This window comes from Aminobacter sp. GW821-FHT11F06 (assembly GCF_058808215.1).
The window spans coordinates 410,432-435,842 of sequence record NZ_JBXARL010000001.1; the positions used below are offsets into that span (position 1 = coordinate 410,432).

Sequence of the window (25,411 nt, forward strand, 5' to 3'; positions counted from 1 at the left end):
CCCTATTCGCTGTTTTCATTTGCCGGCCCCGGCGATCTGGTCGCCTTCGCGGGTCAGGTAATAGGCAATGAGGATGGGCAGCAGGGTCGCGAGCACCACGACCATGGCGACGACATTGGTGACCGGGCGCTGGCGCGGCCGCACCAATTCTTCGAGCATCCAGATCGGCAGCGTCTGCTGCTGTCCGGCAGTGAAGGTGGTGACGATGACCTCGTCGAAACTGAGCGCGAAGGCCAGCATGCCACCGGCGAGAAGCGCTGTACCGATATTGGGCAGGATCACATGCCTGAACGTCTGGAAACCGTCGGCGCCGAGGTCCATCGAGGCTTCGATCAGCGAACCCGAGGTGCGCCTGAAGCGAGCGACCGCGTTGTTGTAAACGACAACGACGCAGAAGGTCGCGTGACCGAGCACGATCGTCCAGAACGAGAACGGGATCTCGGCCAGGCTGAAGGCCGAGCGCAGCGCGATACCGGTGATGATGCCGGGCAGCGCGATCGGCAGGATGACAAGAAGCGAGATCGCTTCGCGACCAAAGAACCGCGTCTGGCTGACGGCGGCAGCGCACAGCGTGCCGAGCACAAGCGCAATCGCCGTCGAGATCGCCGCAACCTGGACCGACAGGCCGAGCGCATGCCAGACGTCGGGACGCCCCCAGGTGACGGCAAACCACTGGGTGGTGAGGCCGGGCGGTGGCCACTGGTAAGATTTCTCCTCGGTGGTGAAGGCATAGACGAAGATCAAAAGGATCGGCAGGTGCAGGAAAGCGAGGCCTGCGGTCGCGGCAATCTTGATGCCGAGCGGTGCCGATTGCGAACGGTCAGAGCGCATGGGAGGCTCCTCTTGCCTGCAATTTCGACCCCCACTCCGTCGCGCTGCGCGCGACACCTCTCCCCCGATCGACGGGGGAGAGGAAGGCTGGCAACGTCTCCGCCTTTCCTCTCCCCCAGGCAGGGGGAGAGGTGTCGCGCGCAGCGCGACGGAGTGGGGGTGCTTTCACTTGCAACCTGATCGCGATCTCACAGCGCATCGAATGCCCCCATGCGTTTGGCGCCCCAGAGGTAAAAGCCCATGATGACGATCGGCACGACGGTGAAGGCCGCAGCGAGCGGGATGTTGCCGGCCGTGCCTTGCTGGGCATAGACCGCCTGGCCGATGAACAGCCTGGAGGTGCCGATGATCTGCGGGATGATGTAGTCGCCGAGCGTCAGCGAGAAGGTGAAGATCGAGCCCGCGACAATGCCTGGCAGCGCCAGTGGAAACAGCACGTTGCGGAACGTCTGGCCGGGCGATGCGCCGAGATCGGACGAGGCTTCGACGAGGTTGCCGGGCACCCGTTCGAGGGCTGCCTGGATCGGCAGGATCATAAACGGCAGCCAGACATAGACGAAGACGATGAAGGTGCCGGTGAAGGAGACCGACAGCGAGTTGCCGCCGACGACGGGCAGCGACAGCCAGCTGTCGAGTAACCATGACAGATGCAGCTTGCCGAAAAGCCAGGTGAGGATGCCTTCCTTGGCGAGGATCAGCTTCCAGGCATAAATCTTGACCAGATAGCTCGACCACAAAGGCAGCATGACGCCGAGATAAAACAGGGCCTTCCATTTGCCCCGGGCATAACGCGCCGCGTAATAAGCGATCGGGAATGCAACAACGGCGGAGGCCAACGTGACAAGCGCCGCCATCGTCACAGTGCGGACGATGATGTCGACATTCGCCGCCTGAAACAGGTCGCCATAAGTCTTGAGCGTGAAATGGCGGTCGATGAGGCCGGAATACTCGTCGATCGAAAAGAAACTCTGCGCCAGCAGGGCGAGCAGCGAGCCGATATAGATGACGCCGAGCCAGAGCAGCGGCGGCGCGAGCATCAGCAGCAGCAGCAGACCCGGCCGGCGCCACAGCAAATCCGACAGCGAGCCGCCAATGCCGCCGCGCTTGGGCAGGATAGCCGCGGCAGCACCTGCACGGGTGATGGCTTCGACGCTCACGCCTGGTCCTCCATCAGATGGAGTTGGTCGCGGTTGAAGGTGAGCACGACGTGCTCGCCATCGCCGGGCAGCGTTGCGCCGGTCGGCACCGTCGCGTGCAGCCTGAGACCGTCGGCATCGAGCGCGAGCTTGGTGGCCGCGCCGAGATAATGCCGCGACACGACACGCGCGGCGACGCCGTCTCCGGTAGCGCCACGCCCGACGCGTATCGATTCCGGCCGCAAGCTGCCCCAGCGGCGCTGGCCGACATAACGTTGGACGAAATCGGGCGGCAGCACGTTGGACGAACCGACGAAATCGGCGACGAAACGCGACGCCGGTCGCTGGTAGATGTCCTCGGGCGCGCCGACCTGCATGATGCGGCCGTCATTGAACACCGCGACCCGGTCGGCCATCGACAGCGCCTCGCCCTGGTCATGGGTGACGAAGACAAAGGTGATGCCGAGCGCCTTTTGCAGCGCCTTCAGTTCCTCCTGCATACTCTCGCGCAGCTTGAGGTCCAGCGCGCCAAGCGGCTCGTCGAGCAAAAGCACTTTTGGTTTGTTGACCAGCGCACGCGCGAGCGCCACGCGCTGCCTTTGGCCGCCGGAGAGCTGTCCAGGCCGGCGCGAGCCGTAGCCCGGCAGTTGCACCAGACGCAGTGCTTCCTCGGCTTCGCGCAGCCGCTGCTCCTTGCCGACACCCTTGACCATCAGACCGTAGGCGACATTGTCGAGCACGTTCAGATGCGGAAACAGCGCGTAGTCCTGGAACACCGTGTTGACGTTGCGGCGATAGGGCGGCACACCCTCGGCGCGTTCGCCGAAGATCGAGATGCTGCCAGAAGTCGGCTGCTCGAAGCCGGCGATGAGGCGCAGGCAGGTCGTCTTGCCCGAACCCGACGGCCCCAGCATGGCGAAGAACTCGCCTGGCTGTATCTCGAGGTCGACAGCGTCGACGGCGCGCACGACGCCGAAATGGCGCGAGGTTTTTTGAAAGGCGACTGCTGGGGTCATGTGATTTTTGCCGTGGTTCCCTAATCGCTGGGGCGGTGCTTCTTCCAACACCCCTCATCCGTCTCGGCGCCAAGCGCCGATCCACCTTCTCCTGCAAGGGAGAAGGTCAGGCGCGTTTCCTTCTCCCCTTGTGGGAGAAGGTGGCCGAGCGAAGCGAGGTCGGTTGAGGGGTGTTGGCCGAAGCGACGCGCTATCAAAGCCGCGCTTCGGCCATCAACTTACCGCCCGCCGATCACGCCGATATAGTCCGACACCCAGCGATAATAGGGCACGCACTGGTCGTTCTGGGTGGCGCATTTCGACACTGGCGTCTTCCAGAACTTGATCTTGGCGAAGTCCTCGAAACCATTGGTCTTGCAGCCTTCGTCGCCGAGCAAGGCATTGCCTTTGCAGGCGGCCGGCACGGCCGGGTTGGAGCCGAACCAGGAAGCAAGATCGCCCTGCAGCTTGGCGTTCAGCGAATGCTCCATCCACATATAGGCGCAGTTCGGGTTGGCGGCGTCGACATGCATCATCGTCGTGTCGGCCCAGCCGGTGGCGCCTTCTTCCGGAATTGTCGAGGCGATCGGCTGCTTTTCCGACTTGAGCAGATTGACCTGGAACGGCCACGATCCCGAGGCGACCACCCCCTCGTTCTTGAAGTCGTCGACCTGTATCATGGCGTCATGCCAGTAGCGCCCGGCGAGCGTGCGCTGGACGCGCAGCAGCTCGAGTGCCGCCTTGTACTGGTCCTCGTTGAGTTCGTAAGGGTCCTTGATGCCGAGCTCGGGCTTGTGCGCCATCAAATAGTTGGCGGCGTCGGCAATGTGGATCGGGCCGTCATAGGCCTGGACGCGGCCCTTGTTGGGCTTGCCATCGGGCAGGTCCATCGGCTCGAACACGATGTTCCAGCTCTTGGGCGCTTCCTTGAATACGTTGGTGTTGTACATCAGCACATTGGGCCCCCACTGATAGGGCACGCCGTAGTGCTTGCCGTCGACGGTGAACCAGGGTGCATCCTTGAGACGCTCGTCGACAGCCGACCAGCTCTTGATCAGGTCGGTGTTAACAGGCTGGACGCGCTTGCCGGCGACAAGACGAAGCGAGGCGTCGCCCGATGCGGTGACGAGGTCGAAGCCGCCCTCGTTCATCAGCGCCACCATTTCGTCGGAGGTCGCCGCGGTCTTGACATTGACCTTGCAGCCGGAAGACTTCTCGAAATCCGTGACCCAGTCGTAATTCTTGTCGGTCTCGCCGCGCTCGATATAGCCCGGCCAGGCGATAATGTTGACCTGACCTTCGCCTTTGCCGATTTCCTTGACCTGCGCAAAAGCCTGGCCGGAAAAGCTGCACGCCAAGGCGATGGCGGTGCAGGATTTCAAAAACGCCTTCATCTCGATTCTCCCATTTGCAGGGGCCGCTCTCGATCGGCGGCTTTGCCCTGCAACGAAAGGTGCGGCGAAAGCGCTGCTTTCGCAAATTCATTCGAAAGAAGGGTGATATCGGTTTTTCCGATACCGGAAGTCCGATCACAGTTTCTGGCGAACGGTGCGTTGGGCCTGGGCGATGCCGATGAAATCGCGCGCGGCGGGCGGCAGCGACGAGCCGCGCCGCCACACCATGCCGACCTGCACCACCGGCAGAGAACCGGACACGTCGCGGGACTCGATGCGGTCGCCTTCCAGTGACCACGGCCGATAGACGAGGTCGGGCAAAAGCGCGACGCCGGCGCCGGTGGCGACAAGCGAGCGCACGGCTTCGACCGAACGCGTGCGGAAGGCGACATGCGGCTTGGCGCCGATGGCCGAAAGCAGCTTGCCGGTGTTCTCCTCGATCTCGTCGACCGACAGCATGATCAGCGGCTCGGAGGCGATGTCGCCGACGCTGATGATTTCTGCGGAAGCCAGCGGATGGCCGAGCGGCAGCCACAGGCGGTAGGCCGAGACCTCGAGTATTTCCGATTGCAGCGCCATGCGGTCGCGCAGATTGGAGGTGACCATGACAGCGAGGTCGAGCTTGCCGCCGACCAGCAGGTGCTCGAGATAGTCGCCATTGTCTTCGATGGCCGAGATTTCGACAGCCGGATGGGCGCGGCGGTAGCGCGCCAGCAGATCGGACAAAACGTAGCCGGCGACCAATGAGGTGACCCCGAGCTTGAGCTGACCGGTGGCCGTTGCCTGACCGCCGAAGAAGGTACGCCGCGCGTCGGACACGTCGGCGAGGATCTTGGTGGCGTGGCGCAGGAACTGGTGGCCCTTGTGGGTGATGTTGAGCCCGCGCGGATGGCGCTCGAACAGCTCGACGCCTAGATCGCCCTCCAGTTCCTTGATCGCCTCGGTAACGGAGGATTGCGAGATCGACAGGTTCTGCGCTGCACGCGAAATCGTGCCCTGCTCGGCGACGGCAACGAAGAACTGAAGCTGACGAAGCGTGAAGGCCATATCAGGACTAAACAGGGTGGTGAGAGGTTTGGGAAGGGGCTGCCGCATCCGCGCGGCATCAAGCCTGAGCCGATCGACATCGCGTGATGCACCGCGCCCGGCAGTCACGCAACACAAAGCCGCCAGCCTCGTCCCGAGGTCCCTCAGCGCCGGGCGATGATGCGGCTGTCGACGTCCTTGATGTCGCGCAGGCCGCAGAAGGCCATGGTGATGTCGAGTTCCTTGCGGATGATGTCAAGGCAGGTGGTCACCCCCGCCTCCCCGCCAGCACCAAGGCCATAGAGGAACGAACGGCCGATGAACACGCCCTTGGCACCCAGCGCCACAGCCTTCAGAACATCCTGGCCCGAGCGGATGCCGCCATCCATCAGCACTTCGATGCGGTCGCCGACGGCATCGACGATCGCCGGCAGCGCCGAGATCGAGGAGACAGCGCCGTCGAGCTGACGGCCGCCATGGTTGGAGACGATCAGCGCATCGGCTCCGCTCGCGGCTGCCTTCTCCGCGTCCTCGGGGTCAAGGATGCCCTTGAGGATCAGCTTGCCGCCCCACTGATCCTTGATCCATTTGACGTCATCCCAGCTCAGCGCCGGGTCGAACTGCTCGGCCGTCCATGACGACAGCGAGCGCAGGTCGGTGACCCCCTTGGCATGGCCAGCAATGTTGCGGAACGTGCGGCGGTTGGTGCGCAGCATGTTGAAACACCAGCGCGGCTTGGTCGCCAGGTTGATGATGTTGGGGATCGTCATGCGCGGCGGCGTCGACAGGCCGTTGATGATGTCCTTGTGGCGCTGGCCCAAGATCTGCAGGTCGAGCGTCAGCACCAGCGCCGAGCATTTCGCCGCCTTGGCGCGCTGGATCAGCCGCGACACGAAATCGCGATCCTTCATCACGTAGAGCTGGAACCAGAACGGTTTGGAGGTGTTTTCGGCGACATCCTCGATCGAACAGATGCTCATTGTCGACAGCGTGAACGGAATGCCTGCCTTCTCGGCGGCGCGCGCGGCGTGGATCTCGCCATCGGCATGCTGCATGCCGGTCAGACCGGTCGGCGCGATCGCCACCGGCATCGACACCTTCTCGCCGACCATCGTTGTTTCAAGCGTGCGGTTGCGCAGGTCGACGGCGACACGCTGGCGAAGTTTGATCGGCACGAAATCGCTTTCGTTCTCGCGGTAGGTGCTTTCGGTCCAGGCGCCTGAATCGCAATAGTCGTAGAACATGCGTGGCACACGCCGCTTGGCAATTGCGCGAAGATCGGCGATCGAGGTTATCGGACGCGCCATTCCACTATGCTCCAGAATGCTGATGTTGTTGCGACATGCCGGCGGCATGTAAGCCACCTTCACTGAGGATGCCAAGGTCATCTATCGACTAAGCGAAATTCCAAAGAGAAAAGGGGCCTGAAGGCCCCTCTCCCGATTGCTCAAGCCGTTCGTTCAGGCGTTGGCCGCCACAACGGCGCGCTTGGCCATTACGACCACGAGATTGGCGCGGTACTCCGGTGAGGCATGGATGTCGCCCATCAGGTTCTTCGACGGCACTGAAACACCTTCGAGAGCTGCCGCCTCGAACTTCTTGGTGAGCGCTGCCTCGATTTCCTTGGAGCGGAAGACGCCGTCGTCGCCGGCCCCTGTTACCGCCGCGCGTACGCCGTCCTTGCCCTTGGTCACGAACACGCCCGTCATGGCATAGCGCGATGCGGGGTTGGGGAACTTGGCGTAACCCGCCTTGGCCGGTGCCGTGAAGGTGACCGCCGTCACGATCTCGTCGTCCTTGAGCGTGGTTTCAAACAGCCCCTTGAAGAACTTGTCAGCCGCAAGCTCACGCTTGTTGGTGACGATGGTCGCCCCAAGCGCCAGCAATGCCGAGGGATAATCGGCAGCCGGGTCGTTGTTGACGATCGAACCCCCAATTGTGCCGCGATGACGCACGGCCGGATCGCCGATGAGGCTGGCGAGATAGGCCAGCGCCGGACACACCTTCATCAGCTTTTCGTCGTTGGCAACGTCGAAATGCGTGGTTGTTGCGCCAATGGTGACGGTTTTGCCCGACACCTTGATGCCCTTCAACTCAGCAATATGGCTCAGGTCGACCAGATCCGACGGTGCGGCGAGCCTGGTTTTCATCGCCGGGATCAGCGTCATTCCCCCGGCAAGGAACTTCGCGTCGCCAGACTTGATCTTCTTGACGGCGTCCGCGACCGAGGTGGCACGATGATAATTGACGGAATACATTTATCTTTCTCCCTTCGGGGAAAGAGCGAATAGGGAGTAGCAAATAGCGAGTGGGAACTACCCTGCCGCTGTCGCTCTCTCTCCCTATTCGCTACTCCCTATTCCCTATTCGCTTCTCTCAATGCTTCGAGCCGCTGCGCAGCGCCGCCCAGACCTTTTGGGGCGTTGCCGGCATGGTCAGGTTTTCGTGGCCGAGCGCGTCGGTGATGGCGTTGATGACCGCCGGCGGCGAACCGATGGCGCCGGCCTCGCCGCAGCCCTTGATGCCGAGTGGGTTGCCCGGACACGGCGTGTTCGAGGTCGAGACCTGGAACGATGGCAGGTCGTCGGCGCGCGGCATGGTGTAATCCATGTAGCTCGCCGTCAGAAGCTGACCGTTCGTGTCGTAGACTGCACCTTCGAGTAGCGCCTGGCCGACACCCTGTGCGATGCCGCCATGCACCTGCCCCTCGACGATCATCGGGTTGATGATGTTGCCGAAATCGTCGGCGGCGACGAACTGCACGATATCGGTCTTGCCGGTCTCGGGATCGATCTCGACTTCGCAGATGTAGCAGCCTGCCGGGAAAGTGAAGTTCGACGGGTCGTAAAACGCCGTCTCTTTCAACCCCGGCTCCATGCCTTGCGGCAGGTTGTGGGCGGTATAGGCGGCGAGCGCCATCTGGAACCACGGCACGTTCTTGTCGGTACCGGCGACCTTGAGCTGACCGTTTTCGATGACGATGTCGCCCTCGTCGGCTTCGAGCAGGTGGGCGGCGATCTTCTTGGCCTTGGCTTCGACCTTGTCGAGCGCCTTGACGATGGCCGACATGCCGACCGCACCCGAGCGCGAGCCATAGGTGCCCATGCCCATCTGCACCTTGTCGGTGTCGCCATGCACGATCGACACGGAGTCGAGCGGCACGCCGAAGCGCGAGTTGACCAGTTGGGCGAAGGTCGTCTCGTGGCCCTGGCCATGGCTGTGCGAGCCTGTCAGCACCTCGATGGTGCCGACAGCATTGACGCGCACCTCGGCTGACTCCCACAGACCAACGCCGGCCCCGAGCGAACCAACTGCCGCCGACGGCGCGATACCGCAGGCCTCGATGTAGCAGCTCATGCCGATGCCGCGCAGCTTGCCTTTCTTGGCCGCCGCCGCCTTGCGCTTGGCAAAGCCGGCATAGTCGGCCTGCTTCATCGCGGCGTCGAGCGAGGCACCATAATCGCCGGCGTCGTAGCACATGATGACGGGCGTCTGGTGCGGGAAGGAAGTGACGAAGTTCGAGCGCCTGAGTTCAGCCGGAGACACGCCCAGCTCGCGCGCGGCGATCTCCATCGTGCGCTCCACGACATAGGTGGCCTCGGGTCGCCCTGCCCCGCGATAGGCGTCGACAGGTGCGGTGTTGGTGTAGACCGTGCGCACATTTCCGTAGATCGTCGGGATATCGTACTGGCCCGACAACAGCGTGGCGTAGAGATAAGTCGGTGTCGCCGAGGAAAACAGCGACATGTAAGCGCCGAGATTGGCGATGGTATCGACCTTCAGCCCAACGATCTTGTTGTTCTTGTCGAAGCCCATTTCAACCGTGGTGTGATGGTCGCGACCATGGGCGTCGGTGAGGAAGCTTTCGGTGCGATCCGCCACCCATTTGACCGGCACGCCGGTCTTCTTGGACGCCCACAGGCAGACGATCTCTTCGGGATAGATATAGATCTTGGAGCCGAAGCCGCCGCCGACATCGGGTGCGATGACGCGCAGCTTGTTTTCCGGCGCGACATTGTAGAACGCGCTCATCACCAGGCGCGCGACATGCGGGTTCTGCGATGTGGTCCAGCAGGTGTAATGGTCCTCGGCCTTGTCGTAGTGGCCAAGAGCAGCGCGCGGCTCCATCGCGTTCGGAACCAGCCGGTTGTTGACGATGTTGACGCGGGTGATGTGGGCTGCCGTCTTGAGCGCGGCGTCGGTTTTCGCTTCGTCACCGATGCCCCAGTCGAAGATCAGATTGCCCTCGGCCTCGGGATGAAGCTGCGGCGCGCCCTTGGCGAGCGCTTCGACAGCGTCCGCCACCGACTTGCGTTCCTTGTAGGTGATCTCGACCGCTTCGGCCGCATCGCGCGCCTGGCCCTTGGTGTCGGCCACGACGATGACGACGGCATCGCCGACATAACGCACGCGGTCGACCGCCAGCGGCGACCATGCGCCCATCTTCATCGGCGTGCCGTCCTTGGAGTGGATCATCCAGCCGCAGATCAGATTGCCGATACCGTCGGCCTTGAGCTGCCGGCCGGTGAGCACGCCGATGACGCCGGGCATGGCTTCCGCCTTCTTGACGTCGATCTTCTTGATGTCGGCATGCGCGTGCGGGCTACGCACGAACGCCGCGTGTTTCATGCCGGGCACGACCATGTCGTCGACATAGCGTCCCGCGCCGGTGATGAATCTCTTGTCTTCCTTGCGCGCAACCCGCGCGCCAATGCCTTCGATTCCCATCTGAATTCCTCCCGAACCTGAAGAAGCGAATAGCGAGTAGTGAGTAGCGAATAGAGGAGAGGTGACGACGGCAGTGGGCAAAGCCCCTACTCGCTACTCACTATTCCCTATTCGCTCCTTGTCTCACGCCGCCTTCTTCGCCTTGCTCTTGGACGCCTTCGCCATCGTCTTCGAAGCAGCGAGGATCGCCTTGACGATGTTGTGGTAGCCGGTGCAGCGGCAGATGTTGCCTTCGAGTTCCGCGCGCACGGTGGTTTCGTCGAGCCCGTCGGGATGCCTGCGGATCATGTCGGTCGCGGTCATGATCATGCCCGGCGTGCAAAAACCGCACTGCAGGCCATGATGTTCCTTGAAGGCGGCTTGCACAGGATGCAGGTCGGCGCCATTGGCGAGGCCTTCGATGGTGACAATGGTCGAGCCAGAAGCCTGGATCGCGAGCATGGAGCAGGACTTTACAGCCTTGCCGTCGACATGGACGACGCAGGCGCCGCATTGCGACGTGTCACAACCGACATGCGTGCCGGTCAGGTTCAAATTCTCGCGCAGGAAATGAACTAGAAGCGTGCGGTCCTCCACCGCGCCGCTGACTTTTCGGCCATTCACGACCAAAGTAACCTCTGACATGAAACCTCCCACTGTTGCCGCGACCGGCCAGGCATGCCCCGCCCCGTCAGGTGAGCAAATCCTATCCCTGCGAATGCAGGCTGCAAGCGCCTTTTTGAATCCAGACACGCAATGCGTGCAGGCCAGCGCAGAAATGATGCCTTTTGAAGGCGGTTTTGACCTGGAACATCTTGGTGGCCCCCGCCCCGGCCAGCTTCCATCTCGTGATTGGAAGTGGAATGCTCCGGCGGATCATGTCAAAAGCCCTCATCACTTTCATGGGAGGCTGCCTTGGCCACTTTCGTCATCACTCCGCCCGAGCCCGCGTCGGTTGCTGTTTCAGGCTCCAGCGACCGCTTCGCAGTTCGCCGCATCTTCTGCGTCGGGCGCAACTATGCGGCGCATGCGCGCGAGATGGGCAAGGACCCGGACCGCGAGCCACCCTTCTTCTTCGGCAAACCAGCCGACACCGTTGTCGACAGCGGCACGACCATCCCTTATCCGCAGCAGACCAAAGACCTGCACCATGAGATCGAGCTGGTGGTTGCCATCGGTCGCGGCGGTTCCAACATCGAAGTCGAGAACGCGCTCGATCATGTCTGGGGTTACGGTGTCGGTATCGACCTTACCCGTCGCGACCTGCAGGACGTGGCCAAGAAAATGGGTAGGCCATGGGACTGGGCAAAGGGCTTTGACCTGTCGGCGCCGTGCGGGCCGCTGGTTCGTGCATCGGCAATTGGTCACCCGGCCAAAGGCCGCGTCTGGCTCGCCGTCAATGGCGAAACCAGGCAGCAGGGCGACCTGGCCGAACTTATCTGGTCGATCCCCGAAGTTATCGCGATCTGCAGCCAGTCGATGGAGTTGAAGGCCGGAGACCTGATCTATACCGGCACGCCGGCTGGCGTTGGCGCGGTAAAGCCAGGAGACCGCATCACCGGCGGCGTCGATGGCGTGGGTGAGATCGAAATCACCATAGGCGCTTTGCGATAGCAGGCAATGATCGGCGACGGCTCAGGCCGTCGCTTTGCCACGCTGCTCATAGAGCATGATCAGCGTCTCGGCGACGAGCGCGGGCTTGGCTTCGCCCTCGATCTCGATGATGTTTTCGCCCTTGACCAGATACTGCCGCGGGCCCTTGTCCTCCATCGAGATCAGCACTGAGCGCATGCGCACGCGCGAGCCGACCTTGACCGGGGTCACGAAGCGCACCTTGTCCAGCCCGTAGTTGAAGGCAGCCTGGGTATTGGTGGGGATGACGCCCATGTCCTGGATGAACGCACCGATCAACGACAGCGTCAGGAAGCCATGGGCGATCGTCGTACGAAACGGGCTGTGGCGCCGCGCCCGCTCCGGGTCGACGTGAATCCACTGGCGGTCGCCGGTGGCTTCAGCAAAGCCGTCGATACGGCTCTGATCGACAACCACCCAGTCGGACACGCCGAGCTCCTGCCCGACTTTCGAGCGCAACTCCTCGTAGGTCTCAATCGGTTTCGCCACGGTTGTCTCCCCTGCGTCTGATGGCGTTTTGCGACGTTGGGGACCATAAACCGCGCCTGCTTGTCAACCTTTGCAGGCAGATCGAGGCTATTCCGCAGCCTCGCGCTCGACGAGATCGTCGGTCCTTTCGGGATCGCCCGGGGCGGTTTCGCAGCCAAGTTCGGGGAACGCCACCGAGCGCTTGCCATGGAAATCGGTGCGCACGACCACCAGCCCCTGCTCCTCGAAATAGGTGAGCAAGCGCCGCGCCCGGCGTGCCGAATGACTGCCATAGGCGTGCGCGATGGCTGCGTCCGAAGGGCAAGGCGCGCCCTTGACCGCCGCCTGCGCGACGATCAGGAAGACCGCCTGCAGGTCCTCTGGAAGTGCGACAGACATGCCAAGCGCCTGCTGCCAGGTGTCGCTCGACGCCGTTTCGTCATCGATGCCCGAGCGCGCCACGGCATAGCGACGACGGAAGGTGGACAGCGGCGGCGGCTCGCCCTGCATGCGCTTGATGCGGCAGCGCACGAGAAAATCCTGGTAGAGCACGGCATCGGTGCGGAACGCAGCGTCGGGATCCTCGACCATCTCGCGCACGATCGTGTCGATCAATGCTTCGCGTTCGGCCTCGTCGAACAGCGGGAATATCGGTTCGGCGACGGGAGCCGATGCTTCGGCGCGCACCTGGGAAAGCTGGGCGATGATGTCGGCAGTCGGCGTCGGCGTTGGCGGCACGTGCCGCCGCACCGTCTGGCGCGTCTCCAGCGGTGCCGGTGCGAAAATCAACTCGCGCGTATCGTCATTGGCATCAGGCAGCGGCATCAGCTTGGGGCTGACCGAGCGCGCCGACGTCTCCACCGGGCCGATGGCGACAGGCAGCGGCCGGCGCGACATGGCGGGTCCGAGTGCGATGAAATTGCCGCGTGCCAGGTCACGGAACATTTCGGCCTGACGCCGCTCCATGCCAAGCAGGTCGGCGGCACGCGCCATGTCGATATCGAGGAAGGTGCGGCCCATCAGGAAGTTGGACGCTTCTGCGGCGACGTTCTTGGCAAGCTTGGCCAGGCGCTGGGTAGCGATGACGCCGGCCAGCCCGCGCTTGCGGCCACGGCACATCAGATTGGTCATCGCACTCAGCGAGATCTTGCGCGCTTCGTCGGAGACCTCGCCGGCTACGGCAGGCGCAAAAAGCTGCGCTTCGTCGACGACCACGAGCACTGGGTACCAGAAATCGCGCTCGGCATCGAACATGCCGTTCAGGAAGGCGGCGGCGCCGCGCATCTGCTGCTCGACGTCGAGGCCTTCGAGATTGAGCACGACGGAAACGCGATGCTGGCGGATGCGGCCGGCGATGCGGGTGAGCTCGGCTTCGGTGCGCTGGGCATCGACCACGACATGGCCGAAACGGTCGGCCAGCGTGACAAAATCGCCTTCCGGGTCAATGACGCATTGCTGCACCCAAGGTGCGCTCTGCTCAAGCAGGCGACGCAGCAGGTGCGACTTTCCCGAGCCCGAATTGCCTTGAACCAGCAAACGGGTCGCCAAAAGTTCTTCGAGATCAAGCTGAGCCTTCGTCCCGCCGGACGCTGCTCCCATCTCGATGCCTACCTTCATCCTCTTCCCCAGTTGAATCCTGCCACACCGCTCCGCGAATCGGTATCGATTCCCGGAAGGCACAATACCCAGATTCAAAGTGTTAAGCGCCTTTATGCGCCCGAATGGACGCGCAGCGCTCCAGTGGTGATCGGCCTTACTTAGCACCCGAAAGCCGGCAATGCGCGGCCCGTTTGGCGAAACCCACAAGAGAGGTCGAGCCTGCCGCAACGTCAGAATTTGACGGGGAGAAATCAGTTCTTCTTGTCGTAGCTGTCGCGAATTTCCTGCATCGATTGACGAATGCGTTCGCGCAAGATCTCGACCGATTCCGTCCCCGAATTGCGCATGATCTGCGCAACCTCGCCGGCATTCTTGAGCGCAGCCTCGAACGACCGCTTGGCGAAATCGGCCTGCTTGGTGAGCAGTTCCTGCGGATTGCCGGGTGCGCGCATGCCTTGGGCTGCTTCGGTGATTTCGTGCAACGCGCCCTGGATCATCTCGCGCTGCTTGGCGACCAGCGACGAAGCGCCCGACGCACTTGCCTTGATCGATTTTTCCAAAGCCTCGAGGTTCTTGCGGTGATGGCTGACAATAGCGTCGACATCGACCGCGGGCATCTTCAGATCGCGGCCGAACTTGGAAAACATGTCGGTGAAGGTGTCAGGCTCGGGTTTCTTGGCCATGGCTCGCTCCCGTTTGGCTCCGGGCCTTCCCGGAGGTCGCAAGGCCAGAATAGAGCAGCAGCCGGCATGGTCAATTCGCCAGCAACAGCAACTCGGCGGAATAAAGCGCCAGGCCGGCAAGACCGCCGATCAACATGCCGTTGAAGCGGATATATTGCAGGTCGCGGCCGATATTGATCTCCATCAGCCGGGTCAGCTGGCCGAGATCCCAGCGCTTGACCTGTTCGGCGATGAAGCCGGAAACGCCGCTCTTCTGGCTCTCGACGAATGAAGCAAGCGCCACCACGAAACCGGCATTCATATCGGCGCGGATGCTGGGATCGCGGGCAAGATTCTGGCCGACCTCGACAAATAGATTGGTCAGGTGCTTTCGCGTCATCGAGTTGGCCGATGCGACGTCATGTTCGATGAAACCGCGCATGCTTTTCCAGACATCTTGCGCAAGTCCGCGCAGTTCAGGGCGGGCGAGGAAGTTGCGCTTCAGCTGCTCGGCACGCTGGGCATAGTCGGGCGAATGGCGCAACTGGTCGATGAAACCGTGGACGAAGCGGTCGAATTCGCCACGCAGCGGATGGTCCGGGTCGGCCCTGACCTCTTCCAGCAATGTCGCCGCCGACGAAACGATACGCTTGAGAAGGTAGGCGTCGGCGCGAAACAGGTTGAACACCGACGGCAGTTCCTCCCTGATCTTTTCGCGCAGCACGGCCAGCGCCTGCTCGTCGCTCAGGAAATTGCCGATGATCTTGGTGAATTCGTCCAGCAGGCGCTGATGCCGGCGATCGTCAGTGAAGGCTGACAACAGCTCGGCCGCCAGCGGCGCGACTTCGACCTTGCCGATGCGATCGAGCATGCGGCGGGTGGCGAACTCACGCAGGCCCGAGCCTTCGATCGCCTGCAGCATCTGCGGCACAAGCCGGCCGACAAAACGCGACAGCCCCTCCGCCCTGCTTTTATCCGACAGCCAGTCGGCGACGAGCGCGGCAAAATCCACTTCATTAAGCTTCTGGCGCACGGGCTCGGGCGCCAGGAAATTGGTTTCGATGAAGCGCCCGAGATTTTCTGCGATGCGGGTCTGATTGGCCGGGATGATCGCCGTGTGCGGGATCGGCAGGCCCAGAGGTCGCTTGAACAGGGCGACGACAGCATACCAGTCGGCCAGCCCGCCGATGGTGGCGGCTTCGGCAAAGGCAGCGACGAAGCCGAGGCAGGGCCATTGGCCCTGAAGCGATTTCGCGGTCAGGAAGATCGCGACGCAAACGACCAGTGCGGCTGTGGCAATGAATTTGGTCCGCCGCAGGGCTGCGAGCTTTTCGGCGTCGCCGCTACCAAAGGCCATGTTTGCGCCTGCCGGCAAGGCTTGGCTTTGCGGTGAGGACATCGGTCGCCTTCCCTGTTCGTCACAGGGACTATATCGGCAATGCCGTCCGCTGCTTCAATTCGAAATGCGGTTTCAGGCGGCAATCGCCGGGGCGGCGCGGCGGCGGGCGAGCCAATCGGCATCGGCAGCGCCATCAGCCGCAAGCTCGATGACGCCGTTGGCTTCGCCAAATTCGAAGCTGAGCTTGGCATCGAAGCGGCGTGCGAGTGCCTTCATGGCGGCGTTGTTCGAGTGGGTTGTCACCTGAAGCCTGAGATAGCCGAGCCCCCTCGCCTGTGCGACCAGACGCTGGAACAGGCGCCCGCCAATGCCTCTGTGCTGGATTTCGCGTTCGACACTGAAAGCGATTTCGGCAGTCGGTTCGCTCTCTTCGGCTTGCTCGTGCAGTTCGGCGGCAGCCAGGACCTTGTCGCCCTCGACATAGCCGACCACCGTCGCACCTTCGCGGAAGCTGCGTTCGGCATATGAGCTGAGGAAATCGTCGTCGGTCAGGCCGTTGAAGCGGTCGCGCCGGCTTTGTTCGTCCAGTCTCAGGAGATGTTCGGCAAAACGGGGCAGATCGGACGGCCTGAGCTGGCGGATTACGCCCGTCAGCGGCCGTTGTGCGTGTATGATCTGTTCCATGTCGCAGTCCTCTTGGGTTCCTCCCCAGAGTCTTCGACTCCCGACATCCCCAATATTGTGCAATGCAGCATGGAATTCAACCCATAGACCTGCCCACATATGCAAGGCTGGCCTGCGCCATAAACATGACCACATTTCTCACATATATTGACGAACGCTGTCTGGAATTGTTCTAAGGTATGGGCCATATTAGAACCACTCGCGGACTCAACGCAGAGCAAGGAAATCGCAATGCGCCTCACACGCCAGACAAATTACGCCATGCGCATCCTGATGTATTGCGCGGCAAATGATGGACGGCTGAGCCGAGTCCCCGAAATCGCCGCCGCCTACACGGTGTCGGAGCTGTTCCTGTTCAAGATCCTGCAGCCGCTGGTCGAAGCCAAGCTGGTCGAGACAGTGCGTGGCCGCAATGGCGGCGTGCGCCTGGCCAAGCCCGCCGACCAGATTTCGCTGTTCGACGTGGTGCGCGTCACCGAAGAGAGCTTCGCCATGGCCGAATGCTTCGAGACCGATGCCGCTGAGTGCCCGTTGGTCGACAGCTGCGGCCTGAACACGGCCCTGCGCGAAGCGCTGAACGCGTTTTTTGCGGTGCTCGCCGGTTATTCGATCGCTGACCTCGTCGCCGCACGGCCGAATATGCGCGACCTGCTTGGCATTCATTTCCCGGCGCCGCAGGCACTGGCGGGCTGAGCGCCTGTCAAGCTGCGGCGGATTGCGGCAGAACGAACGGAATGTTCGCAGCCGGTAGTGCTCCAACGCGCAAACGGCAGCCAAACACCTTCTCGATAAGATCGTCAGTGAGCACGGTTTGGGGTGAACCCGACGCGGCCAGCTTGCCACTGTGCATGACGCAGATCTGGTCGGCAAACATCGCCGTCAGGTTGAGATCATGCAGGATCGCCACCACGCCACCGCCGCGCCGCGCGAAGTCGCGGGCGATGTTCATGATGATCAGCTGGTGCTTGATGTCGAGACTGGACACAGGCTCATCAAGGAACAGATAGCGCGGCTGACCGTCCAGAACCGGCGCCCAGACCTGGCACAACACACGGGCAAGCTGGACGCGCTGCTGCTCGCCACCCGATAGCTCCTGATAAAAGCGCCCTGCGAACCCTTCCAGGTCGACGCGCGCCAATGCCCGCTCCGGCAGCCGGTCGGCCTCGCCAGCCAGCACGCCGGACCTGCCACCCGTCACGCCAAGCTTGACGATTTCGTGGACCGTGAACGGAAAAGACAACGCCGTCTGCTGTGGCAACACGGCGCGAATGCTCGCAGCTTCCCACGGCTTCATCGAGGTGGCGTTGCGGCCGTTGAGCGAGACGTTGCCGGAATAAGGCAGTTCCCCGGTCAGCGCCTTGAGGAACGTGGTCTTGCCGGAGCCGTTAGGCCCGACAATTGCCGCCAGCTCGCCCGGGCGCACGGTGAAATCGACATCGCTGACGATGCGCGTGCTGCCAATCGACACGGAGACCTGGCGTGCTTCGATCATTTTCTCACCCTCACAACACGCCATCAAAGATCGACGATGCCGCGCTTGCGCAGCAAAATCCACAGGAAGAACGGCCCGCCAACGGCAGCGGTGACGATGCCGATCGGCAATTCGGCGGGCGCTACTATGGTGCGGCTGACAGCGTCGGCGAGCAGCAGCAGGCAAGCACCCAGCAGAGCCGAGGCCGGCAGCAAGTAGCGGTTGTCAGGTCCGATCGCCAGGCGCAGCAAATGCGGCACGACAATGCCGATGAAACCGATGCCGCCGCTGACGGCCACGGATGCGCCGATGGCTGCCGAAACGGCAACGATGGCCACATATTTCAGCCGCTGGACCGGAACGCCGAGGTGGCTTGCCGTCGCTTCGCCTAGCGCAAGAGCGTTGAGCCCCTTGGCCAGGAACGGCGTGGTCGCCAGCGCAAGCACGATGATCGGTCCGGCGGCGGCGATCTTCAGCCAGGTCGCTCCAGCGAGCGAGCCTAGCTGCCAGAAGGTCAGGTCGCGCAACTGCCGATCGTCGGCCATGTAGACCAGGATGCCGGTCAGAGCGATGGCCATGGCACCGAGCGCGATACCGGCCAGCAGCATGGTGGCGATCGAGGTGCGGCCCTGCCGTGTCGCGACATTGTAGAGGATGATCGTCGTGACCAGTCCACCGCCGAAGGCAGCGAGCGGCAGTGCGTAGCTACCGAGCAGAGCCGTGAAAGGCGCCAGAAAAGTCCCGCCCAGCACGATCACAGAAACCGCGCCGAGCCCGGCACCAGCCGACACCCCGACGAGACCGGGGTCAGCGAGCGGATTGCGAAACAGGCCCTGCATGACAGCGCCCGATACGGCGAGTGCCGCGCCCACAAGCACGCCCAGGATGATGCGCGGCAAGCGGATGTCGTAGACGATGATGCTGTCACGCGCCGACAGCGCTTCGTTGGCAGGCGTTGCGCCAAACAGCCAGTTGCCGATGAGCCCGAGTGCCGAGGCGTCTGAAGCGCCCCAGGTCAGGCTGAACAGCGCGGTGACGGCCAGAACCACGGCAAGCACGCCAATGGCGAGCAATGCTCGCGCGGAGCGGTCGCCATTGACATGGCGGCCACCCTTGTCTTCGCCGGTCAGGCCGGCGATCGTTTCATCCACCACTGTCCTGACCTTACTTCTTGACCGCGTCGCCATAGAGCGCAACGGCCAGATCCTTGATCGCACCGGCAGTGCGCGGGCCAAAGCCGAGCAGGTAGGCGCCGTCCATGCGGATTACCTTCCTGGCCTGTCCGGCTGGCGTCGATGCGATGGCTGGGTGGGCGTACAGATCGGCATCGCCGATGGCGAGTTGCCCCCCGCGATCCATCATCAGGATGATGTCGGGTTTGGCGGTGATCGCCGCCTCGTCGGTGAGTTGCTTGTAGCCGGAGAAACCTTCGACCGCATTGACCCCGCCTGCGAGCGCTATGATGCCGTCGGCAGCCGTGCTGCTGCCCGAAGCAAGGATCTTGCCGCCCTGCAAGCTCAGGATGAACAGCACGCGCTTGCGCTCGGCCTGCGGAATATCCTTGGTCAGAGCTTCAGCGTCACTCAGTTGCTTGTCGATCTCGGCGGCAAGCGTTTCGGCCTTGGCGTCGGCACCGAGTGCCTTGCCGACGACACGGACCTTTTCGATGATCCCCTTGTGGGTGAACCCTTCGGGCACCGAGATGAAGGGAATGCTCGCCTTCTTCAGCACGTCGAGCGCTTCCTTCGGACCACTGCCCTCAAGGGCCAGGATGCCGGACGGGTTAACCGACAAAACGCCCTCGGGCGAAAGCGCCCGCATGTAACCGACATCTGGAAGCTTGAACGCCGCTTCCGGATAGACGCTGGTCGAATCGCGGGCAACGAGCGCACCCTGTTCGCCCAGCGCATAGACGATCTCGGTGATCGAGCCGCCAACCGAAGCAACGCGCGAGCGGTCGGGCAGAACCGAAACACCTTCGACAGCAAGACTTGCGATGGTCGTCGAAAGCAATAGCGACAGGCCTAGTGCGCCCGCGCGTGCGAGCCTTTGGGGTGCCGACATCATCATTCTCCTTACGCAGCCTGCGGCTGGGATGTGCGCTGCAGGTTCTCGGCGAGGTTGCGCCAGCTCTCGCGCTCGCCCTCGCCTTCCTTCCGCTTGCCGAAGAACTGGATGATCATCTCGCCATTGGCGTCATAAGCCTCGACCGAGGTGACATGGCCATCCGTGTTCGGCTTGCGCACGGCCCACAGTTCGTGGACGTGATCGAGACGCAGGTGCAGATGGAATGTCTCGTCCATCACGTTGATCCACGGCCCCATCGGCTTGATGTTCTTCACCGGGCCGGAATGTATCTGAATGCAGCCGTGATTGCCGACAAAGCACATGATCGGCTGTTCACTCTCCGCCGCCTGGTTGAACATGGTGGGCAGTGCGTCCTTGTCCAGCGTCCAGGCATAGTCCGCGCCGACCATACGCATCGCCTGCTGGCGGCCAAGCTTGAGCGTACGCAGCATGCCGAAGAACTGGTGCACATCGGTCATCGTGCTCCAGCGCTGGCGCAGTTCATCGACGCTTGCCGAGCCGTCGTTGACAGGCTTTTCGGCGACCGCGGCAACAGTGGCGATCAGCGGGTCCTGATTGTCGGTGCCGAGGGCCTCGACCAGCTTCTGGTAGGCGTAGAGATTGGACGACGGGCGAAGATGCACCTTATGCACGGCAACGCCCGCCGCGTCGAAGAACTGCAAGCTGCGGCGAATATCGTCGCCGTCGCGCTTTTCGACGGCAAAACCATGCGCCCAGGCGCTTGGAAAGACGCGCAGGTCGATGTTTTCGCCCAGCACCATGGCGGCATGCTTGCCCGGCACCACCTTGTCGTAGACGCCGATTTTTTCGTGCACAGCACTTTCGTTACGCGTCAGCGCCATGACCTCGCCAACGGCCTCGAGCCCGGTCAGCAGGTCGTTGACGCGCGGTTCGATGCGAACGACACTCTCGCCGCAATGCGCCGCCACCAGTTCGGCTTCGGAAATGCCAAGGTGGCTGGCGAGATCGCGCTCGCGCATCTTCGGGTTGTCGGTCCGCGCCCGCCGGATGTCATGCGGGGCGGGCTTTACGCGCTGGTCCATTTGCAAATACCTACTTGTTGAGAATGAGCTTGCCCTGACGGGTGATCTTCAGGCGGTACAGCGCACCGCCATGGTCGATGCCGATCTCGAAATCACCGAGAAACAGCGACTCGCTGGTCAGCGTCCTGGCGAGCGATCCGGTGATCGGACGCGCCGCGACCTGGCCTTCCGGCCTGCGGTATCCGTGCCGAATTTGGCCAGAACGGAAATGGTTCGGATTGTGTGAATTCATCTCATTCCACTCCTTCATCCGTCCGCCGCGCCGGCTCAGTCCGGTCGAGGCCACGATGTTCAAATCAATTAGTTGACTCGAACATTCATGTTTACTAGTCAGTGCAATACCGGACAGATTGAGTCAAGATTTAAGACGTACCGGGCGGACGAAAAAATGCAAGCGAGCACCAGGCAAGCCAGCAAGGGACATTTGGAGTTGGGATATGGGGCTTGTTGCTCGGAACAAGGCTGCTCTGTTGGGCGGAGCGGCGATCGCGGTGCTGGTGGGATTGCAGGGCGCCAAAGCGCAGGAAACGCAGACGAATGAACAGGATAAGAAAGGGCGCGTAACCGTTTTGCAGCGCCTCGTGCTCGGCGCGGGTGCGGAAAAGGTGGCGATCGACACGCCGCAGGCCGTCTCGGTGCTCGAGCAGGCGGACATCGACCAACTGCAGCCCGAGACGATCGGCGAGATCATTCGTGCGATACCGGGCGTCAACGTCACCGGCTCCGACAGGCTGCTTGGCCAGAGCTTCAACATCCGCGGCATCGGCGCCCCTGAAAACACCGGCGACGGCGGCCGCATCATCGTCAATGTCGATGGCACCCAGAAGTTTTATGAGCAGTACCGGCTCGGCTCCTTCTTCTCGGATCCGGAGCTCTACAAGCGCGTCGAAGTGCTGCGCGGCCCGGCCTCGTCCACGCTCTACGGATCGGGCGCCCTTGGTGGCGTGATCAATTTCGAAACCAAGGACGCCTCCGACTTCATCGCCGATGGCCAGAGCGGCGCGCTGCGCCAGAAGGTTTCCTGGAACAGCAACGGCAACGGCTACCTGACGTCGACGGTGCTGGCCCAGCGCATGGGCGAAAATGCCGAATTCCTGCTCACCGGCAATTATCGCGGCTCCAGCGTCTACAGCTCGGGCGATGGCACCGACGTTCTCGGCTCAAACTTCAGGGCCTGGTCGGGTCTCGCCAAAGGCACGTTCAAGGTCGGAGACGAAGGCACGTTGCGCGCCTCGTACCAGCGCTGGGATTCCGATCTCGACGACCAGCAATTGTCGCAAACCAGCACCGCCTCCTTCTTTGGCCTTGTCGACCGTCACGTCGTCGACCAGACGGCCGTGGTTTCCTACGAGAACCCGTTCGCCGACAACGACATGCTCGATGTGAAGGTGTCAGCGTCCTATTCAAACACCCACAACGAGCAGCGCAATGCCGACCTGCGCTCGGCCTGTAGCCCAGGCTCCTTCGCGGTGGTCTGCGATTCGAACTACGGCTACGAAACCTGGCAGTTCAATGCCCAGAACACGATGGAGTGGACTGGCGACAACTGGACGAACCACTTCACATTCGGTTCGCAGACGACCTACCAGACACGCGTCGCCGAAGCCTTCTTCAACAACGGCCGGCAGTTCCCCGTCACCTTCCATCCCGAAGGCACCGATCTCAAGACCGGCGTCTTTGCGCAAAGCGAATTCGTCTACGACGACCGCCTGACGATCATACCCGGCGTGCGCCTCGACTGGCACAGGTTGACGCCTGACACGGCACTCAATGCACCATCGACCGACGACACCGCCTTCTCGCCCAAGGTGGCCGCGCTCTACAAGTTCAACGATACCTTTTCAGTGTTCGGCTCCATCGCGCATACAGAGCGCTTCCCGACCATCGACGAGGTGTTTTCAACCGCGAGTTCGTCCTCGACCTTCCGGCCGAGCCTTGGCCTGAAGAAAGAGCAGTCGAACAATTTCGAGGCAGGTTTCGCGCTGTCCGGGTCCGATATGCTGCAGGCGGGTGACGCGGGCCAGATCAAGGTCACGGGCTTCTACAATGACGTGAAGGACCTGATCGCGCTTAATCGGCCGTTTGCTTCGGGCTTCAACAACAAGCCCGGTTTCGTCAATATCGAAGAGGCCGAACTGTACGGCTTCGAGATCGAGACCGCCTACGATACCGACTACGTTTTTGCCAACGCCGCCTATTCCTACGTGGTCGGCAAGAACAAGATGACCGACGCCTATCTGACGACGGTCGCACCGCACGAACTGGCTCTGACGCTCGGCGGCAAGGTGCCCGACTACGACGTAACCTTCGGCTGGAAGGCGCGCATCGTGGCCGGTCCGCAGGATGCCGCGCGCGATCGGGACACGGCCCCCGTCGCGGATCCAAACTCGACGCGCTTTGCCACAGCCTTCGACGTCCACGACATCTTCATGACCTGGAAGCCGCAGGACGGCCAGCTTGCCGGTTGGGAGGCCAATCTTGGCGTCGATAATCTGTTCAACCGTCAATACAAGGAGTTCCTGATGAACGACGACGCCAAGGGCCGGACGTTCAAGATCTCCCTGTCCAAGCAGCTCGGGTGGTGACAATGCCGCTCGGCCGCACAAAGCCTGTAGTTATCGCAGCCGCTCTTTTGGCGGCTGCGGGCGCGGCGGGGGCGCAAAGTGCCCCGCCACCCCCTGCCCTGGTGCTCGAACTCAATGCGGCACAGCCCTCCGACAAGGGCTGTCGCTTCACCTTCGTGGTGACCAACAATCTCGGCGCCGAACTTTCAAAGGCGGCGTTCGAGATTGCCTTGTTCAACCAGGCGGGTGTCGTCGACCGGCTGACCGTGCTCGACTTCAAGGAACTGCCCGCCGGCAAGACCAAAGTGACCCGTTTCGATCTGCCGGGTACTGAATGCGCAAAAGTCAGCCGCGTGCTGATCAACCACGCCACCGAATGCGTGGGCTCAGGCGTTGAGCCGTCGGCCTGCCTGAAGTCGCTGCGCACCGAATCCAAATCCGGCGTCGCATTCGGCATCTGAGGAACAGTTCGTGGGGATCGAGCCAGCCTTCGCCAAAAGCACCCTAGTCTGGCCGTTGGCCGGCTTTGGTGCTTGGCCCGTCGAGCCCGACGATCCCAAATTCGCGATCCCGCGTGATGCGTTGAAGATCGGCGCGCGCGACACTACCGAGCGAACCTACATCGCCGATGCCAGCCCGCTGCTGTCGGTTCGCGCACGCGAGCCGCTGGCGCCCAAGACGATCATGGCCAAGGCACGCAACCGCAAATGGCTGGCTGCAATCATGGCCTCATGCGCACTGCACGTAGCGGTCGCGATGTTCTTCATCATGCGTGGCAACGAAGACCAGGTGCTGATCGAAGGCAGTGCCGACGCTGGCATTACCCTGCTCGGCAACGCGCCGGAGGATCAGTCGGCGGCGGGCGAGATATCCGAACTCGACCCGGTCGATGTGACGATGATCACGCTACTTGACGCCAAGCCGGTGGAGACAATCGAGGCACGCACTGTCACTAAGCCAGAAACGATCGAAGCTGTCGAAACTGCGGCCATCGAAACGCCTGCGGCGGAAACCATCCAGCCTGTTGCGGAACAGCCGCTCCAGCCAGCCGTGACCAGCCCGCTTCCCGAAATCCTGGCCACCGATAGGCAGGAGCCGGTCGAACACGACAATGTCGTCCAGAAGCCGGCTGAGCTGGCCAAGACCGAGCCCGTCGAAATCGAAAAGCCCGCGCCTTCGCCCGAAGCTGAGAAAATTGTCGCAGAGGTCGAGCCGAAGCCCGAGCCAGTGACAAAGCCGGTCAAAAAAGCGGAGGCAAAACCGGTCAAGAAGCCGGAACCAAAGGCCGAACAGCTCAGGAAGGCAGACAAGGCCCCGACGAAGAAGCAAAAGCCAATCAAGGCGGGCTCGGCCGGCAGCGGTCAGGCGGACGCCAGGAAAGGCGAGGCTGATGGCGCTGCCAACGGCACCACTACGGCCAAGGGCAAGAACGGCAGCAGCGCCATGTCAGGCAATGCTTCGGCGTCGAATTATCCGGGCAAGGTTGTTTCCAAGCTGCGCCGGGCGCTGCGCTCGATCTCGCGCTCGGCCCGGGCCAAGGCTCAAAACGACGTTCATGTGAGCTTTGTCGTCAACGCGTCCGGAGGTGTCGGCGCCGTGCGCATCGTCCAGAGTTCGGGTTCCGACGACCTCGATCGTGCCGCGCTCGAAACCGTGCGGCGCGCGGCCCCTTTCCCGCCCATTCCGCCAGAATCTGGCCGCTCAAGCTGGCAGTTCACGCTGCCGCTCGGGGTCGCCCGCTGACGACCTCGAATAGCAAACGAAAGGCACTC

At 62.5% G+C, this 25,411-nt stretch carries 24 protein-coding genes; 5 read left to right on the forward strand and 19 right to left on the reverse strand.

Annotated features, from left to right (window positions below):
- Positions 1 to 15: 15 nt before the first annotated feature.
- The 9 genes from AC1RTB_RS02000 to AC1RTB_RS02040 all read right to left on the reverse strand — a co-directional run bounded on the left by AC1RTB_RS02000 (position 16) and on the right by AC1RTB_RS02040 (position 10,734).
- On the reverse strand, positions 16 to 831 hold the full coding sequence (locus AC1RTB_RS02000; protein WP_492876601.1) for an ABC transporter permease: 816 nt from the start codon (positions 829 to 831) through the stop codon (positions 16 to 18).
- 188 nt (positions 832 to 1,019) lie between these two features.
- On the reverse strand, positions 1,020 to 1,988 hold the full coding sequence (locus AC1RTB_RS02005) for an ABC transporter permease (protein ID WP_492876600.1): 969 nt from the start codon (positions 1,986 to 1,988) through the stop codon (positions 1,020 to 1,022).
- Positions 1,985 to 2,983: an ABC transporter ATP-binding protein gene (locus tag AC1RTB_RS02010; protein WP_492876598.1), complete on the reverse strand. Its 999-nt coding sequence runs from the start codon at positions 2,981 to 2,983 to the stop codon at positions 1,985 to 1,987. The genes AC1RTB_RS02005 and AC1RTB_RS02010 overlap by 4 nt, the downstream gene beginning before the upstream one ends.
- A gap of 218 nt (positions 2,984 to 3,201) precedes the next feature.
- The gene (locus tag AC1RTB_RS02015; protein ID WP_492876596.1) at positions 3,202 to 4,356 is read right to left on the reverse strand and encodes an ABC transporter substrate-binding protein; all 1,155 of its coding nucleotides are present in this window, start codon (positions 4,354 to 4,356) and stop codon (positions 3,202 to 3,204) included.
- A gap of 135 nt (positions 4,357 to 4,491) precedes the next feature.
- Complete coding sequence (locus tag AC1RTB_RS02020; protein ID WP_492877295.1) at positions 4,492 to 5,403, reverse strand: LysR family transcriptional regulator; 912 nt, start codon at positions 5,401 to 5,403, stop codon at positions 4,492 to 4,494.
- A 143-nt stretch (positions 5,404 to 5,546) separates the two neighbouring features.
- Positions 5,547 to 6,689, reverse strand: a complete 1,143-nt coding sequence (locus AC1RTB_RS02025; RefSeq protein ID WP_492876594.1) for an alpha-hydroxy acid oxidase — start codon at positions 6,687 to 6,689, stop codon at positions 5,547 to 5,549.
- 153 nt (positions 6,690 to 6,842) lie between these two features.
- On the reverse strand, positions 6,843 to 7,640 hold the full coding sequence (locus tag AC1RTB_RS02030; protein WP_492876590.1) for an FAD binding domain-containing protein: 798 nt from the start codon (positions 7,638 to 7,640) through the stop codon (positions 6,843 to 6,845).
- Between the two features lie 118 nt (positions 7,641 to 7,758).
- Positions 7,759 to 10,110, reverse strand: a complete 2,352-nt coding sequence (locus AC1RTB_RS02035) for a xanthine dehydrogenase family protein molybdopterin-binding subunit (protein WP_492876588.1) — start codon at positions 10,108 to 10,110, stop codon at positions 7,759 to 7,761.
- 123 nt (positions 10,111 to 10,233) lie between these two features.
- Positions 10,234 to 10,734, reverse strand: coding sequence for a (2Fe-2S)-binding protein (locus AC1RTB_RS02040; protein ID WP_492876587.1), 501 nt, complete (start codon positions 10,732 to 10,734; stop codon positions 10,234 to 10,236).
- Between the two features lie 270 nt (positions 10,735 to 11,004).
- On the opposite strand from AC1RTB_RS02040, the gene AC1RTB_RS02045 reads away from it, so the two are divergent.
- On the forward strand, positions 11,005 to 11,703 hold the full coding sequence (locus AC1RTB_RS02045) for a fumarylacetoacetate hydrolase family protein (RefSeq protein ID WP_492876585.1): 699 nt from the start codon (positions 11,005 to 11,007) through the stop codon (positions 11,701 to 11,703).
- A 21-nt stretch (positions 11,704 to 11,724) separates the two neighbouring features.
- Here the strand turns inward: AC1RTB_RS02045 and AC1RTB_RS02050 are convergent, their stop codons facing one another.
- The 5 genes from AC1RTB_RS02050 to AC1RTB_RS02070 all read right to left on the reverse strand — a co-directional run bounded on the left by AC1RTB_RS02050 (position 11,725) and on the right by AC1RTB_RS02070 (position 16,473).
- On the reverse strand, positions 11,725 to 12,210 hold the full coding sequence (locus tag AC1RTB_RS02050; RefSeq protein WP_492876583.1) for a MaoC family dehydratase: 486 nt from the start codon (positions 12,208 to 12,210) through the stop codon (positions 11,725 to 11,727).
- A gap of 87 nt (positions 12,211 to 12,297) precedes the next feature.
- Positions 12,298 to 13,806, reverse strand: coding sequence for a helicase HerA domain-containing protein (locus AC1RTB_RS02055; RefSeq protein ID WP_492876581.1), 1,509 nt, complete (start codon positions 13,804 to 13,806; stop codon positions 12,298 to 12,300).
- A gap of 233 nt (positions 13,807 to 14,039) precedes the next feature.
- The gene (locus tag AC1RTB_RS02060; protein WP_492876579.1) at positions 14,040 to 14,471 is read right to left on the reverse strand and encodes a phasin family protein; all 432 of its coding nucleotides are present in this window, start codon (positions 14,469 to 14,471) and stop codon (positions 14,040 to 14,042) included.
- Between the two features lie 70 nt (positions 14,472 to 14,541).
- On the reverse strand, positions 14,542 to 15,807 hold the full coding sequence (locus tag AC1RTB_RS02065; protein ID WP_492877293.1) for a DUF445 domain-containing protein: 1,266 nt from the start codon (positions 15,805 to 15,807) through the stop codon (positions 14,542 to 14,544).
- A 114-nt stretch (positions 15,808 to 15,921) separates the two neighbouring features.
- A complete protein-coding gene (locus AC1RTB_RS02070) occupies positions 15,922 to 16,473 on the reverse strand; it encodes a GNAT family N-acetyltransferase (RefSeq protein WP_492876577.1) in 552 nt (183 codons plus the stop codon).
- A 231-nt stretch (positions 16,474 to 16,704) separates the two neighbouring features.
- On the opposite strand from AC1RTB_RS02070, the gene rirA reads away from it, so the two are divergent.
- On the forward strand, positions 16,705 to 17,166 hold the full coding sequence (rirA, locus tag AC1RTB_RS02075) for an iron-responsive transcriptional regulator RirA (RefSeq protein WP_492876575.1): 462 nt from the start codon (positions 16,705 to 16,707) through the stop codon (positions 17,164 to 17,166).
- Positions 17,167 to 17,173: 7 nt separating this feature from the next.
- Here the strand turns inward: rirA and AC1RTB_RS02080 are convergent, their stop codons facing one another.
- From AC1RTB_RS02080 to hemP, 5 genes are read right to left on the reverse strand one after another with little or no spacing between them, the layout of a single operon-like run.
- Entirely contained in the window at positions 17,174 to 17,965 is a 792-nt protein-coding gene (locus tag AC1RTB_RS02080; protein WP_492876573.1) for a heme ABC transporter ATP-binding protein, read from the reverse strand.
- Between the two features lie 23 nt (positions 17,966 to 17,988).
- The gene (locus AC1RTB_RS02085) at positions 17,989 to 19,098 is read right to left on the reverse strand and encodes a FecCD family ABC transporter permease (protein WP_492876571.1); all 1,110 of its coding nucleotides are present in this window, start codon (positions 19,096 to 19,098) and stop codon (positions 17,989 to 17,991) included.
- Positions 19,099 to 19,108: 10 nt separating this feature from the next.
- Entirely contained in the window at positions 19,109 to 20,011 is a 903-nt protein-coding gene (locus tag AC1RTB_RS02090; RefSeq protein WP_492876569.1) for a heme/hemin ABC transporter substrate-binding protein, read from the reverse strand.
- A gap of 8 nt (positions 20,012 to 20,019) precedes the next feature.
- A complete protein-coding gene (locus AC1RTB_RS02095; protein WP_492876567.1) occupies positions 20,020 to 21,075 on the reverse strand; it encodes a hemin-degrading factor in 1,056 nt (351 codons plus the stop codon).
- 10 nt (positions 21,076 to 21,085) lie between these two features.
- Entirely contained in the window at positions 21,086 to 21,307 is a 222-nt protein-coding gene (gene hemP, locus AC1RTB_RS02100; RefSeq protein ID WP_492876565.1) for a hemin uptake protein HemP, read from the reverse strand.
- A gap of 205 nt (positions 21,308 to 21,512) precedes the next feature.
- Between hemP and AC1RTB_RS02105 the strand changes: the two genes are divergently transcribed.
- From AC1RTB_RS02105 to AC1RTB_RS02115, 3 genes are read left to right on the forward strand one after another with little or no spacing between them, the layout of a single operon-like run.
- The gene (locus AC1RTB_RS02105; protein WP_492876563.1) at positions 21,513 to 23,660 is read left to right on the forward strand and encodes a TonB-dependent receptor domain-containing protein; all 2,148 of its coding nucleotides are present in this window, start codon (positions 21,513 to 21,515) and stop codon (positions 23,658 to 23,660) included.
- 2 nt (positions 23,661 to 23,662) lie between these two features.
- The gene (locus tag AC1RTB_RS02110; protein WP_492876561.1) at positions 23,663 to 24,100 is read left to right on the forward strand and encodes a hypothetical protein; all 438 of its coding nucleotides are present in this window, start codon (positions 23,663 to 23,665) and stop codon (positions 24,098 to 24,100) included.
- A gap of 10 nt (positions 24,101 to 24,110) precedes the next feature.
- On the forward strand, positions 24,111 to 25,382 hold the full coding sequence (locus AC1RTB_RS02115; protein ID WP_492876560.1) for a TonB family protein: 1,272 nt from the start codon (positions 24,111 to 24,113) through the stop codon (positions 25,380 to 25,382).
- The last annotated feature ends 29 nt before the right edge of the window (positions 25,383 to 25,411 follow it).

Bases quoted from the DNA above. Each gene is read 5' to 3' on its own strand.
- AC1RTB_RS02000 (WP_492876601.1), bottom strand. From the start codon at position 831: ATGCGCTCTGACCGTTCGCAATCGGCACCGCTCGGCATCAAGATTGCC.
- AC1RTB_RS02010 (WP_492876598.1), bottom strand. From the start codon at position 2,983: ATGACCCCAGCAGTCGCCTTTCAAAAAACCTCGCGCCATTTCGGCGTC.
- AC1RTB_RS02015 (WP_492876596.1), bottom strand. From the start codon at position 4,356: ATGAAGGCGTTTTTGAAATCCTGCACCGCCATCGCCTTGGCGTGCAGC.
- AC1RTB_RS02020 (WP_492877295.1), bottom strand. From the start codon at position 5,403: ATGGCCTTCACGCTTCGTCAGCTTCAGTTCTTCGTTGCCGTCGCCGAG.
- AC1RTB_RS02025 (WP_492876594.1), bottom strand. From the start codon at position 6,689: ATGGCGCGTCCGATAACCTCGATCGCCGATCTTCGCGCAATTGCCAAG.
- AC1RTB_RS02030 (WP_492876590.1), bottom strand. From the start codon at position 7,640: ATGTATTCCGTCAATTATCATCGTGCCACCTCGGTCGCGGACGCCGTC.
- AC1RTB_RS02035 (WP_492876588.1), bottom strand. From the start codon at position 10,110: ATGGGAATCGAAGGCATTGGCGCGCGGGTTGCGCGCAAGGAAGACAAG.
- AC1RTB_RS02040 (WP_492876587.1), bottom strand. From the start codon at position 10,734: ATGTCAGAGGTTACTTTGGTCGTGAATGGCCGAAAAGTCAGCGGCGCG.
- AC1RTB_RS02055 (WP_492876581.1), bottom strand. From the start codon at position 13,806: ATGAAGGTAGGCATCGAGATGGGAGCAGCGTCCGGCGGGACGAAGGCT.
- AC1RTB_RS02060 (WP_492876579.1), bottom strand. From the start codon at position 14,471: ATGGCCAAGAAACCCGAGCCTGACACCTTCACCGACATGTTTTCCAAG.
- AC1RTB_RS02065 (WP_492877293.1), bottom strand. From the start codon at position 15,807: ATGGCCTTTGGTAGCGGCGACGCCGAAAAGCTCGCAGCCCTGCGGCGG.
- AC1RTB_RS02070 (WP_492876577.1), bottom strand. From the start codon at position 16,473: ATGGAACAGATCATACACGCACAACGGCCGCTGACGGGCGTAATCCGC.
- rirA (WP_492876575.1), top strand. From the start codon at position 16,705: ATGCGCCTCACACGCCAGACAAATTACGCCATGCGCATCCTGATGTAT.
- AC1RTB_RS02080 (WP_492876573.1), bottom strand. From the start codon at position 17,965: ATGATCGAAGCACGCCAGGTCTCCGTGTCGATTGGCAGCACGCGCATC.
- AC1RTB_RS02090 (WP_492876569.1), bottom strand. From the start codon at position 20,011: ATGATGTCGGCACCCCAAAGGCTCGCACGCGCGGGCGCACTAGGCCTG.
- AC1RTB_RS02095 (WP_492876567.1), bottom strand. From the start codon at position 21,075: ATGGACCAGCGCGTAAAGCCCGCCCCGCATGACATCCGGCGGGCGCGG.
- hemP (WP_492876565.1), bottom strand. From the start codon at position 21,307: ATGAATTCACACAATCCGAACCATTTCCGTTCTGGCCAAATTCGGCAC.
- AC1RTB_RS02105 (WP_492876563.1), top strand. From the start codon at position 21,513: ATGGGGCTTGTTGCTCGGAACAAGGCTGCTCTGTTGGGCGGAGCGGCG.
- AC1RTB_RS02110 (WP_492876561.1), top strand. From the start codon at position 23,663: ATGCCGCTCGGCCGCACAAAGCCTGTAGTTATCGCAGCCGCTCTTTTG.